Source organism: Stenotrophomonas sp. (genome assembly GCF_031995405.1).
Taxonomy (GTDB): Bacteria; Pseudomonadota; Gammaproteobacteria; order Xanthomonadales; family Xanthomonadaceae; genus Stenotrophomonas.
This window is the reverse complement of the sequence record NZ_DAMAGC010000013.1, coordinates 44,699-56,750: the sequence shown is the minus strand read 5'-3', so window position 1 is coordinate 56,750 and position 12,052 is coordinate 44,699. Positions and strand designations below refer to the sequence as shown.

General features: G+C 65.0%; 8 protein-coding genes and 2 pseudogenes. 4 read left to right on the top strand and 6 right to left on the bottom strand.

The window, feature by feature from the left end:
• Positions 1-201: 201 nt before the first annotated feature.
• The 6 genes and pseudogenes from RTO53_RS03945 to RTO53_RS03920 form a co-directional block, all read right to left on the bottom strand.
• A pseudogene (locus RTO53_RS03945) lies at positions 202-345 on the bottom strand (IS3 family transposase); the annotation flags it as partial.
• A gap of 267 nt (positions 346-612) precedes the next feature.
• Positions 613-1,377 carry a hypothetical protein gene (locus RTO53_RS03940; protein ID WP_312236574.1) on the bottom strand — a complete coding sequence of 255 codons (765 nt, stop codon included), beginning with the start codon at positions 1,375-1,377 and terminating at the stop codon, positions 613-615.
• A 271-nt stretch (positions 1,378-1,648) separates the two neighbouring features.
• Positions 1,649-2,806, bottom strand: a pseudogene (locus RTO53_RS03935) (IS256 family transposase).
• Positions 2,807-2,981: 175 nt separating this feature from the next.
• Positions 2,982-4,634 (bottom strand): phosphoethanolamine--lipid A transferase, encoded by a 1,653-nt coding sequence (locus tag RTO53_RS03930; RefSeq protein ID WP_312236573.1) that lies wholly within the window; start codon positions 4,632-4,634, stop codon positions 2,982-2,984.
• Complete coding sequence (locus RTO53_RS03925; protein ID WP_312236576.1) at positions 4,631-5,281, bottom strand: phosphatase PAP2 family protein; 651 nt, start codon at positions 5,279-5,281, stop codon at positions 4,631-4,633. The genes RTO53_RS03930 and RTO53_RS03925 overlap by 4 nt, the downstream gene beginning before the upstream one ends.
• 233 nt (positions 5,282-5,514) lie before the next feature.
• Positions 5,515-7,230, bottom strand: coding sequence for a glycosyltransferase family 39 protein (locus RTO53_RS03920; protein ID WP_312236572.1), 1,716 nt, complete (start codon positions 7,228-7,230; stop codon positions 5,515-5,517).
• A 130-nt stretch (positions 7,231-7,360) separates the two neighbouring features.
• Here RTO53_RS03920 and RTO53_RS03915 point away from each other — a divergent pair, with 130 nt between their 5' ends.
• From RTO53_RS03915 to RTO53_RS03900, 4 genes are all read left to right on the top strand, one after another.
• A complete protein-coding gene (locus tag RTO53_RS03915) occupies positions 7,361-8,062 on the top strand; it encodes a response regulator transcription factor (RefSeq protein WP_312236571.1) in 702 nt (233 codons plus the stop codon).
• Complete coding sequence (locus RTO53_RS03910; RefSeq protein ID WP_312236570.1) at positions 8,049-9,359, top strand: HAMP domain-containing sensor histidine kinase; 1,311 nt, start codon at positions 8,049-8,051, stop codon at positions 9,357-9,359. Before RTO53_RS03915 ends, RTO53_RS03910 begins: the two co-directional genes overlap by 14 nt.
• A 116-nt stretch (positions 9,360-9,475) precedes the next feature.
• Positions 9,476-10,726, top strand: a complete 1,251-nt coding sequence (locus tag RTO53_RS03905; RefSeq protein ID WP_312236569.1) for a DUF819 family protein — start codon at positions 9,476-9,478, stop codon at positions 10,724-10,726.
• Between the two features lie 157 nt (positions 10,727-10,883).
• Entirely contained in the window at positions 10,884-12,014 is a 1,131-nt protein-coding gene (locus RTO53_RS03900; RefSeq protein ID WP_312236568.1) for a DUF3103 family protein, read from the top strand.
• Positions 12,015-12,052: the final 38 nt, after the last annotated feature.

Below are 12,052 nucleotides of genomic sequence, written 5' to 3'. Positions count from 1 at the left end.
GGGGGCACGCCGGGTCTGAAACGAAGATCTACTGCAACGGCAACGGCGGTGCGTCAGTGCTGCGGGGGCGGGTGGGTGCGGGTGGGTTGGCGGGACACGCCGCAAGTACGTCCTTTTAGGCTCGTCATACGCCATCCATGGCGTATGACCGGTCCCGCCAACTGTCGTGGTCAAGTCTTCGTGGCCACTGCGATAGGGCGTTTAGGCGACCGCCTTTTCGTAGTCGGCCGGTGATCGGTAGCCGAGCGTCGAATGCAGCCGCTTGGTGTTATAAAACGCGACGATGTCGTGGGTGATGTCCATCAGCGCTTCCTGGTGGTTGGCATGGCGCCTCTGCCAGACTCGAATACCTGACGTTGCCAACAAAGCTAGTCTCGCGCCAAGCTGCGGCACCCATTACTTTTTCACCCGCAGCGTCCAGATTCTTGAGGAACGCAGCGTTTGGTGCTTGGGACTTTGATACACCTGCCCTCACTGCATTGGCGATGTCGGACTGGGATACCGAAATTGTGAAAGGGAGCATCGGTAGCACGGTGCACGCAATGCCCACGCCCGCAAGCCCCAAGGTGGCATACGCTAGCTTGGCGTTTATTCTTCGCTTCTTCATTGAGATTATTTTCCTGGTTCTATAGGGAACGGCCTGAGGTCAGGTTGAAAATGGGATTCGTACTTTTGTTGGTAGATATCATTGAGCGTGGCGTTGAGTTGCAATGCCTCTGCTTCGCCATGCATTCTTTCGTCGAGTTCCAGCGGGGGGTTGAACATGAGCTCCCGGCTGACCGCGGCCGATGGATCGCCTCTCATTTCCAGTACACGTGAGATCGCATATGCATTCGAGTTCCCAGCCTTCCCGGTCGATGCATAATGCGAAGCCACCATTTGCAGTGCGAACATGTTTCCGTCCACCGCAGAGAGCATGAGTCGATCCAGCGCTTCCTTGTCGGGCAGCCGTCGCGCGTCCAGTAGTGTCTGTGCGGTCCGGTCGCCGGACTGAGCGGTCTGTTCAAGCAGTCCGTCGGACGCCAGGTTGTAGGCATTCCATTGCAATGTGTTCGGATATCCATGCTTGTCCAGCCATCGTCGTTCGGCATCGGTCCGCCCGTCGAACGGGTCGTCTGTGAGCTGGATCGCGTCTCTTGATCTGGGGACTTCAGGGAACGGATTGCTGGCCGCGCGTGGTACATGCTTGGGATCTGAGGTATGTCCGGCTGTGGATGGTCCGTCCTGCACCCAATACCGATCTAACGATTCGCCGGCCGGCATCACGCTCAGGGTGGGGGGCGGTGATGAGCGGTTTTGTAGCCTATGCGCAATGGCGGCAATGAATGCGATCGCTACGATGCCTGCTATCGTAAATATTAAAGCGCGACGTTTCATTTCATCCATCCAGTTGCATGTGCACCGAAGCTGGGTGCTCTTCGGTGGCTTGGTGCGGGGTGATTATTTTCGACGCGGCAATTGTTGCGGTATGTAGGGAAACTCTTGCCGTGAAGTCAGGTGTTGCTTTGCCCGCGACGAAATGTGCGCTGTGCACTATCGCAGCCATGTTGTGTGGTGAGGGCAAGGGTCGTTTCAGGGCTGAGCGTCGCCTCGAAAGCGGTTGTACGAGAGTGTCAGATTATTTTTTTTGTCCGGGCGATTGAGGCTCTCAGTAGTTCAGCTGGGCAATCGCCTCTTTCCAGCTATGACTGGTACCTCGCCATTTGCTGGTGATGTTGCGTATCCCTAGCCAGATCGGCTTCATGGCAGCATCGTCGGTAGGGAAATGGCCTCGCGGCTTAATGACCTTTCGCAACCGTGTGTTGACGCTTTCGATGGCATTGGTGGTGTAGACGACGCGGCGGATGGCCGCGGGAAGGCAAAGAACGGAATCACCCGGTCCCATGCGCGTCGCTAGGCCTGCGCCACCATTGGGTAGCGCCGGCCTAGCGGATCCTCTTCAAACGCATCCAGCGCATATTCTGCATCGTCCAAGCTAGCGGCTTGGTAGAGATTGGCTTGAGTGCCATCGCAAGCGATTTGCGGTCCTTCCCGTTGGCGAAATCCAGGCTGTTGCGGATCAGGTGAACAACACACGTCTGGAAGATAGTGGCTGGATACACCGCCGCCAGAGCCCCAGGCATGCCTTTCAAGCCGTCGGTCACTGCGATCAGGATGTCATCGACCCCTCGGGTCTTGAGGTGGCTGAAGACCTTCATCCAGAACTTGGCACCTTGTGTGGTTTCGATCCAGATCCCCTGGATGTCCCGGCTGCCGTCGGCTTGGACGCCCAGAGCCAGGTACACCGCCTTGTTGCGCACCACGCCTTCGTCGCGAACCTTGATCCGCAGGTCATCAAAAAAGACCACCGGATACATCTGCTCCAGCCGTCGCTTCTGCCACAGCATTACCTCCTCAGGCACCTCACCGGTCACCGAGCTGATGAAATCAGCCGATACCTCCGTCCCGTACTGCTCGGACAGGAAGGCGCGAATATCACGCACGCTCATCCCGCGGGCGTACATCGCAATGATCCTGTCATCAAAGCCGGTAAACCGACGCTCGTGTTTGAGGATCAAAATCGGCTCGAAGCTGGACAACCGATCTGGTGGAATGTCCAGCCGCACCGGGCAATCGTTGGTCAGCACAGTCTTCTTGCTCGTGCCATTGCGCCGGTTGTACGTCTCCGATGGACGCTCCTCGCGCGCCCATAGCCGAAGTGGTGGCTCAATTAGTCCCCGAGGGCGCGCTCATCAGCGCTTTCTTCAGCGTGCCGGTGATCTCCTCGGCCGGCGGTCATCACGCCATCGGGCAGCAAGTCCAACAGCTCCTTCGGCAGCTTGGGATAGAAACCAGGGGCGGGCTTTTTCGGGCTTCTTATTGGTCGGCATGAATGTTCCTTTTCAACATGTTATGCCCGTACACAAAAATTCTGACACTCCCCCTGCGCTGCTCGCCCAACTCGGAGCATCGCGTAGCCGGCACTCCGCTTCGGCGTTCCTTCAACGTTCGCAGGCAGCGAAGACGTCGCGGTCGCGCTCGTAGAGGCTGGTTTTTACCTGCATCAGCCCCAGTACCGACGGGAACAGGTTGTCGTGGTCGGTGTACTTGCCCGCGCGCTCGCGCACGCAGGCCAGGTTGAGCCCGCGGTTGGCCGCGAACGAGGGCGAGAACCACATCGTCATCGGCACCCGGGTCTGCTCCTGCGGGGCGATCGCATAGGGAACGCCGTGCAGGTACAGCCCCTTTTCGCCCAGCGACTCGCCGTGGTCGGACAGGTAGATCATCGCCGTGTCGTAGTCGTCCATGCCCTGCAGCGTGCCGATCGTACGGCTGAGCAGATGGTCGGTGTACAGCAACGCATTGTCGTAGCTGTTGGTGATCTGCTCGCGGCTGCACTTGCCCAGGTCGGCGGTGTCGCAGGTGGGGGTGAAGCGGCGGAAGCGGGCCGGATAGCGTTCGAAATAGCTCGGGCCATGGTTGCCCAGCTGATGCAGCACCACCACCCGGTCGCCCGGCTGGGCGCGCACCTGGGTGGCCAGGTCGTCGATCAGGATTTCGTCCATGCAGCGGCCGTTGGCGCACAGCTGCGGGTTCTTCGCATCATCCAGCGGCTGCATCGCCAGGCTTTCGCAGACGCCCTTGCACCCGGATTGGTTGTCGCGCCACAGGGTCTTGATGCCGGCGTACTCCAGCACATGCAGCAGCGACTGGTGCGCGCGGATCTTCTTTTCGTCGTAGTCGTGACGGCCATACGGCGAGAACAGGCACGGCAGCGATACCTCGGTGCTGGTGCCGCAGGAGTGCATGTCCGGGAAATTGATCACGCTGGCTTGGGCAAGTTCCGGCGTGGTCTGCTTGGCGTAGCCGTTGAGGCCCCAGTTCTGCGCGCGGGCGGTTTCGCCCATCACGATCACCAGCAGGCGTGGGCGGCTGCCGGCCGCGCGCGGGGTGGCCTTGGCATCGGTGCCGATCGGCAGCTTGGGCGCGCGCTGGATCGGGTTGTCACCGCGCAGCGCCTTGGGCAGGCCCAGCAGGAAGTTGCCAGGCGTGGCCAGGTACCGCACCTCGCGCTGGTTGCGCATCAGCGAGGACATCTCCTGGAAGGACAGCATGGCCCCGCCGAAGGCAACCACCGCCGACAGCAGCAGGAAACCGGCACGCCACAACAACGCCTTGCCCCAGCTGCGCTTGACCAGCTGCACGCGCCACAGCACCAGCATCGGCAGCAGCGCGAGCAACAACAGCGGCGCGATCAGTGCCGGGGTCATCAGCTCGCGGCTTTCCTTGTGGTCGGTCGCCAGCACGTTGCGCAGCATGTCCGCATCCAGGTAGATGTGGTAGCTGCCCATGTAATGGGCCGCCATCGCGGTGCCCAGCAGCAGCAGACCCACCACCACCTTGGCATTCCAGCGCCACACCAGCAGGCCCATCAGCAGGCAGTGTGCGCCCACCAGGAACAGCAGCAGCGAGATCGCAAAGCGGATGCTGCCCGGATGGGTGGCCATCGCGCTGTGCCAGAACAGGCCGTTGCAGGCCACCGCGAAGAACAGGCTGGCAAGCGCGATCAGCGCTTCGGTGGACAGCTGCGGCCGCCAGCTGCGCCAGCGTGCCAGCTCACTGAAACGCGTCGTGCGGGGTACCGATGCACTCATGCCCTCTCTCCCTGTGGCATTGCCGGTTGGGTACTGCGCGATCGCTTCAGCAGCGGCTGCACCGCCAGATACAGCAGCAACGACACCAGCCAGCAGGTGGCCAGCGTCCACAGATCATGCGACAGGAAGTGCGCGCCACGCAGCTGCTGGGACAACCCGAACACGCCACCAGCCACCAACCCGACCGCCAGTCCACGCCAACGCCAGGCGGGGCGCACCATCAGCGCGAAGAAGTACAGGCTGATCCATGCGTATCCCGCGCTGGAATGGCCGGCAGGAAAACAGATGCCACGCGCCATGTCGTGTGGACGTGAAGCGAACAGGCCGATGTACTCGCGCGCACCGCCATAGCGGGCCAGGTCCCAGGGGCAATCCATGTTGGTCACCGACTTGAGCAGCGAGACCACGCCGGTGCCCAGCGCCACCGCCAGCACCAGGTACAGCAGCGGCCAGCGCCACGCGGCGGCGCGTTCGCTGCGCCAGGCATGGGTGCACAGCACGATCGCCAGCAGGGCCGCTGCGGTGCTGGTCCACTTGCCGACCTTGTGCACCAGATGGCTGGTGACCCACGCATTCTGCAGCGCCCAGTGGTTGCCTTCGAGTCGATAGAACTGATCGGCCAGCCACTGGTCGCCACCGGCGCTCATCAACAGCGTGCTGGCCAGCAGGGTCGCCAGCAGCGGCAGCCACAGATGGCCGCGCAGGAAGTGCGCGACCGGGGCGGGGCCCACGTGGGACCGGGTGAAAGGAACGGCGGACGCTGAGGGCATGGACGATTCGGAGGCGAATTGATTCGCGGCCATGGTCGTCAGCGGCGTGTCGGAGAGCAGTCGGAGCGGTGTTGGTCACAGGTTAAATGAGGGCCATGTGCACCATGCGTTCAGTCCTGCTCGTCTGCCGATACCGCATCGCCCTGCAGATGCGAATGGCAATCGACACGCCACGCGGTGCCGGGCACCAGTTGCCAGCGGTTGCGGTTGCTGCTGCCAATCTCGATCAGCTGCGCGCGGTCCATGCAGGGGCTCATGGCCTGGTCCAGGACCAGCAGCCAGCGCGTCCGCGGTGCCGCTGCAAGCCACGGCCCGGCATCCTGCCACTGCGCATCCCACGGCCGCTTGAAGCCGAATTCGGTGACCGTGCGATCGGCCTGCAGCAGGTTCTGCTCGCGCCAGGCGAGCAGGCCCAGCTCCCCATCCGGGCCGATCCGCTGGCCGACCCGCTGCATCAGGGCCGATGCCGAACTGTAGGGATCCAGCGCGGGCATCAGCCCCCAGCCGTACAGATTCCACAGCAGAAACGCGGTGAGCACGACAAGTGCGCCCGCGCGGCGCTGACGCAACCAGCCCATCGCGCCGATCAGCACCACGCCGAAACCCAGCATCCAGCCGCCCAGCAGCGGCAGCAGGCTGTCGGGCATCTCGCGCCGTGCCAGCTGCGCGTGGGCCCACGCACTGCCACTGAGCAGCTGCGTGCCGATGTACACCGCGGCCAGCGCGAGCAGGGCGACGTAGGCCAGCAGCAGCCAGCGCGTGCCTGTGCGACGCAACAGCCCCGGCAACAACGGCGCGGCAGCCACGCACAGCAGCGGCAGCATCGGGAAGATATAGACCTCGCGCTTGCCGGGGCTGGCGCTGAAGAACACCAGCACCAGCAGCGACCAGCCCAGCAACAGCCAATAGCGGCCATCCAGGCGCTTGAGGCGTCGCCACCAGGCGGGGACCAGCGCGGGCAGCAACAGGCTGCCGGGCAGCCACAACGTGGCGATCACCTGCAGGTAATACCAGGCCGGCTGCACGTGGTGCCAGGCGTTGGCATAACGGGTGCCGGTCTGCTTGAACAGCAGCTCGCGTGCGTAGGCCTGCAGGCTCGGCTCGGGATCGTTCAACAACGCGATGCCCAGTGGTGCCAGCCATACGGCGGTGCCGAGCAGGAACGCCGGCAGCAGCCACCACAGGCTGCGCGCGCTTGCCGCGCCAGGCGGGCGCGGCTGATCGCGGCTGCGCCAGCGCCACAGCGCCCACGGCAGCAACACCAGCAGCGGCAGGAAGCCCACGCCCTTGGTCACCGTGCCCAGCCCGGCGGCGAAGCCGGCCAGCCACAGTGCCCCCAGGTTGCGGCCCTCCAGCAGGTGTCGCAACATGCCCCACATCGCCAGCGTGGTCATCGCCACCAGCACCATGTCGATCTGCGCGCGCTTGGCCATCAGGCCGAACTGCAGGCAACTGAACAAGGCGAGCACCGCCCACCACGCGACCCGCCGGTTCCACAGCCGTCGCGCCAGGTCCCAGGTCAGCCACAGGGTCAGCAGGCCGGCCAGCAGCGAGGGCACCAGGAAGGCCAGGTTCCAGCCGCCGAACACCGTGTGGCTGGCGGCCTGCATCCACATGAACACCGGCGGCTTCTCGGCGTACAGCTCGCTGCCCCGATGCGGCAGCAGCCAGTTGCCGCTGTCCACCATCGCGCGTGCGGCCAGCACGAAGCGCGGCTCGTCCGGCGGTGAGGGTTGGCGCATGCCGATACCGGCCAGCAGGGCCAGTACGATGCCCACACAGACCAGGACGCGCCAGCGATGGCGCAGCAACAACGCGTCGGACATGTCAGGACCCTTCGGCAAAACCGCCACTGTCGCCCCGACAGCGTAGGAAAAGCGTCGAAACCGGCCCATTGCGACCGGATTCCGACATGGATCGGGCTACCATGCGCCGATCCGTTCTCGAGAGTCTGCCATGCGGCTCCTGGTCATTGAAGACAACCGCCAGCTGGTCGCCAACCTGTTCGACTATTTCGAGTCGCTGGGCCACGTGCTGGATGTCGCGCCCGACGGCGTTACCGGCCTGCATCTGGCCGCGAGCCATGCCTACGATGCGGTCATCCTGGACTGGATGCTGCCGCGCATGGAGGGTCCGGAAGTACTGCGCCGCCTGCGTGCCGAACACGGGTCGGAAGTGCCGGTGATCATGCTCACCGCGCGCGATGAGCTGCCGGACAAAATTGCCGGGTTCCGTGCCGGCGCCGACGACTACCTGACCAAGCCCTTCGCGCTGCCCGAACTGGAAGTGCGCCTGGAAGCGCTGATGGTGCGCGCGCATGGGCGCAATCCACGCAAGGTGCTGGAGGTGGCCGATCTCAAGCTGGACCTGGCCACGCTGGAGGCCTATCGCGACGGCAAGGTGCTGCACCTGTATCCGGCCTGCCGCAAGCTGCTGGAAGTGCTGATGCGCGCCAGCCCCGCGGCGGTGACCCGACAGCAGCTGGAGTTCGCCCTGTGGGGCGATGAGCCACCCGATGGCGACCTGCTGCGTTCGCATGTCTACGAACTGCGTCGCAGCGTGGATGGCGCCTCCGCGCAGAAGCTGATCCACACGCTGCCGCGCGTGGGCTACCGGCTGGGCCTGATCGGCACGGAATCCGGCGATGAAACCGCGTAAGCCCGCGCCCCTGCATCGCCGGCTGGTGTGGTGGCTGCTGGCGTACCTGGCGATGATCTCGATCGCGGTGTTCAGCGTCGGCAACTACGTGCACGAGCATGCCGAGCATTCGGCCTGGCGCGCGCTGCTCAACTCCGAGCTGGACAGCATCGTCAACCACATCAAGCACGAACCGCACTACCGCTGGCAGGACTCGGACACGCTGCGGCTGTTCACCATCGATGGCAGCGCGGGCGTCCCCGAGAGCCTGCGTACGCTGCATCCGGGGCTGCACGACGGGGTGCTGGTCAACGATCGCGCCAGCGCGGTCATGATCCGCGACACCGACACCCTCGGCCGGCTGGCGCTGGTGCTGGACATCAACGACTTCCACGAGCTGGAGGAATTCGCCACGCGCTGGGTGATGCTGGCCGGGGTGGTGATGATCATCGTGACCGTACTGATGGCCTCGTTCGGCGTCAGTCGGCTGGTGCGTCCGCTGAGCTCGCTGGCCACGCGCATCGACCACCTCAAGCCCGGCGTGCCGGGGCAGCGGGTAACGGTCGATCCGCGCGGCAGCTCGGAGCTGTACGTGATTGCCGATGCGGTCAACGACTACCTGGCCCGCAACGAGCAGTTCGTGGAGCGCGAGCGCGCCTTCATCACCACCACCAGCCACGAGCTGCGCACGCCGATCGCGGTGATCACCGGCGCGGCTGAGCTGGCGCTGGGGCAGCCGGCGCTGCCGGACCGCGCGCGCGTGCAGATGCAGCGCGTGCATCGCACCGCGCAGGGCGTGGAGCAGCTGATCCAGCTGCTGCTGGTGCTGGCGCGTGATCCGGCGCGGCTGGTCGCGCTCGGTGAGCGCATCGCGCTGGACCAGCTGGTGCCGGACATCATCGAAGACCACCGCCACCTGATGGGCGACAAGGACCTGCGCATCGACGTGGACGGGCTGGCGCCGGTGGAAATCATCGCGCCGCTGGGCGTGGTGCAGGCGGCCATCGGCAACCTGCTGCGCAATGCGATCGAGAACAGCGGCCGCGGCACCATCCACATCCAGCTGTCGCGTGAAGCGGTGGTTACCCTGCAGGATCCCGGCCATGGCATGAGTCCGGAAGAAATCGCCGCGGTGCATGCGCGGATGGCGCGCGGGGATCGCAACGAACAGAGCGGGATCGGACTGGAGCTGATCGCCAAGCTCTGCGACCACCTGGGATGGGCGCTGCAGATTGAACCATGCGCACCGCGTGGCACGAAGGTGATCCTCGATCTGGGGGCGTCGCTTCCCGGTGCGCCTCCGCGTGCGGTGACGTAACCGGCCTGTCCGGTGCGGTGGCGCGACGTGGCATCGCGTGAAGATGATGTTAACCTCTGGAAAGGCGCCGCTTCATGCGGCGCTTTTTTTTTCTTCGATCGACAGAGGATGGCGTCATGCCGACCGAAACCAGTACTGCCCTGATCACCAACGACATCGTCGGCCTCGGCCTGATCGCCGCCACGCTCGCGCTGATCTTCTGGGCCGCGAGCGGGCCGACCCCGCTGCTGAAAAAGATCTTCGCCTGGGTGCCGGCGCTGCTGCTGTGCTACTTCATCCCGGCCATCTACAACACCGCCGGCATCATCGACGGCCACCGCACGTCCCTGTACAACCCGATCGCACGCGACGTGCTGCTGCCCGCCGCGCTGGTGCTGCTGACGCTGTCGATCGACCTGAAGGGGGTGATGAAACTCGGCCCCAAACTGCTGGTGATGTTCTGCGCCGGTACGTTCGGCATCATGCTCGGGGCGATCGTGTCGTTCCAGCTGATGTCCTGGATCCATCCGGAAACCGTTGCCGGCGATACCTGGGCAGGCATGGCCGCGCTGGCCGGCAGCTGGATCGGCGGCGGCGCCAACATGGTGGCGATGCGCGAAGTGTTCGGCACCGATGCGACCACCTTCGGCCAGTTCGCGGTGGTCGATGTGGCCTGTGCCAGCCTGTGGATGGCGGTGCTGCTGTTCCTGGCCAACCGCGCCCCGCAGATCGACGCGCGCAACGGCGCCGATACCCGCGCCATCGATGAGATGAAGGCGCGTATTTCAGCCTACGAAGCGCAGAACGCGCGGATTCCCAGCCTCACCGACCTGATGGTGATCGTCGGTGTCGCCCTGGGTGGTGTCGGCCTGGCGCACGCCATCGCCGCACCGCTGAGCGGCTGGTTCAAGGCGAACGTGGGCTGGGCCAGCCAGTTCAGCCTGGACAGCACGTTCGTGTGGGTAGTGCTGCTGTCCACCGCGCTCGGCCTGGGCCTGAGCTTCACCCGCGCGCGGCGGCTGGAGTCGGCCGGTGCATCGCGGCTGGGCACGGTGTTCCTGTATTTCCTGATCGCCTGCATCGGCATGCAGATGGATTTGTTGTCGCTGCTGGATCGACCGTGGTTGTTCGCGCTCGGCGCGATCTGGATGCTCACCCACATCCTGGTGCTGTGGGTCGCCGCCAAGCTGCTGCGCGCGCCGCTGTTCTTCTTCGCCATCGGTTCGCAGGGCAACATCGGCGCGGCCGCCTCCGCCCCGGTGGTGGCCGCCGCGTTCCATCCCTCGCTTGCGCCGGTGGGCGTGCTGCTCGGCACCGTGGGCTACGCCACCGGTACCGGACTGGCCTATGTCACCGGCCTGATCCTGAAATGGATGGCCGGGGCCTGATCGGGGAAGGAAACCTCGCGTTGCCATCGAACTGTGGATTGGTTACCAGTCGCTGACGCGATTGCCCCGTAACCTTCGGCCATGCGCCACCGTATGGCTGGGGGCATCACGGCTGGCAACTCCGCCGATGGCAATCGGCCTTCAGACAGGATGTTGCATGAAACCGCAGGGTTTATTCCGATGCTGTGCCGCCGCGCTGCTGGTGTTCGTCAGCGCGACCGCTACCGCCCAGTCCACCCGCGCCGATGTGCAGGCGCTCACCGATGCCACCGCCCGCGATGTCGCGGCACTGATCGCCCAACCCGGTTTTGCCGAGACCGTAACCGGCGCGCTGGCCGACCGCCCCGGCCAGGGCGTGCCGCTGGCCCGGATCATGGCGCGGTTCGATCCGCAGGGCGGTACGCAGGCAGCGCGCGCGTTTGCTGCGCAGGACCGTCAGCTGCGGCTGCGCAAGGGCCTGCCAGCCAGCGGCGCCAACCTGCTGCAGGTCCGCGCCCATGTGCCGAAGGGCGGCAGTTTGGCCGACGTCCCGGCAGCGCAGTTGTGGGTGGCGGTACTGCCACCCGGCGATGACCGCCGCTGGACCACGCTGACCGCTTACGACCCCCAGGGCCGCAGCCATCTGCTGGACGCCCGCGTGGCCCCGGCCTTCCCGGTGCTGATCGTCGATATCGACACCCGCAAGGCGGTCGAGGAGGGCATGGCCCTGGTCAACGCCGGTCTGCGCGCGCGCGGGCTGCAGTCGGCCGATCGCATCGCGGTGGCCGCAGATGGCAGCGCCTCGCTGGACCTGACCCGGCTGGACCGCATCCGCCTCAACGACGACCAGGAGCCCTGGGCCCTTGGGGACGCGGAAGTGTTCGCGGTGGTGTCCGGGTTGCAGGTCGGTGCGGCCGCGCCGGAGATGGCCACCGTCACGCTGCCGTGGCTGGATGACGACAACACCGATTACGCCCCCGGCCAGCCGCTGGTGATCTGGGGCAACTACCGCTTCGATGCGGCCAACGTCCAGTTGTTCGAGGATGACGGTGATACCAACTATCAGGACCTGCTGGTCGCACTGACCGACGGCGTCAAGGCCGCGCTCGGTGTGTTCGTGCCGGAATACGCGGTAGTCGCCGATATTGCCGGCGCCATCCTCAAGGCGATGCCGACCACGTGGTTCGCCAACGATACCGACTACCTGGACAGCTTCTACCTGCTGCAGCGCGGGCAGGGCTATGTGGACCGGGTGGGCGCGGCCAACAACGCGAAGGTCACCCTGAGCCCGGTGACCCTGACCGAATGAGCGGATGAAAAACGGCGGCGCTCTCGCGCCGCCGTCCT

What these genes read in the sequence shown, in the direction of transcription:
- RTO53_RS03900 (WP_312236568.1), top strand. Translation starts at nt 10,884, where the DNA reads ATGAAACCGCAGGGTTTATTCCGATGCTGTGCCGCCGCGCTGCTGGTG.
- RTO53_RS03930 (WP_312236573.1), bottom strand. Translation starts at nt 4,634, where the DNA reads ATGAGTGCATCGGTACCCCGCACGACGCGTTTCAGTGAGCTGGCACGC.
- RTO53_RS03915 (WP_312236571.1), top strand. Translation starts at nt 7,361, where the DNA reads ATGCGGCTCCTGGTCATTGAAGACAACCGCCAGCTGGTCGCCAACCTG.
- RTO53_RS03920 (WP_312236572.1), bottom strand. Translation starts at nt 7,230, where the DNA reads ATGTCCGACGCGTTGTTGCTGCGCCATCGCTGGCGCGTCCTGGTCTGT.
- RTO53_RS03905 (WP_312236569.1), top strand. Translation starts at nt 9,476, where the DNA reads ATGCCGACCGAAACCAGTACTGCCCTGATCACCAACGACATCGTCGGC.
- RTO53_RS03940 (WP_312236574.1), bottom strand. Translation starts at nt 1,377, where the DNA reads ATGAAACGTCGCGCTTTAATATTTACGATAGCAGGCATCGTAGCGATC.
- RTO53_RS03910 (WP_312236570.1), top strand. Translation starts at nt 8,049, where the DNA reads ATGAAACCGCGTAAGCCCGCGCCCCTGCATCGCCGGCTGGTGTGGTGG.
- RTO53_RS03925 (WP_312236576.1), bottom strand. Translation starts at nt 5,281, where the DNA reads ATGAGCGCCGGTGGCGACCAGTGGCTGGCCGATCAGTTCTATCGACTC.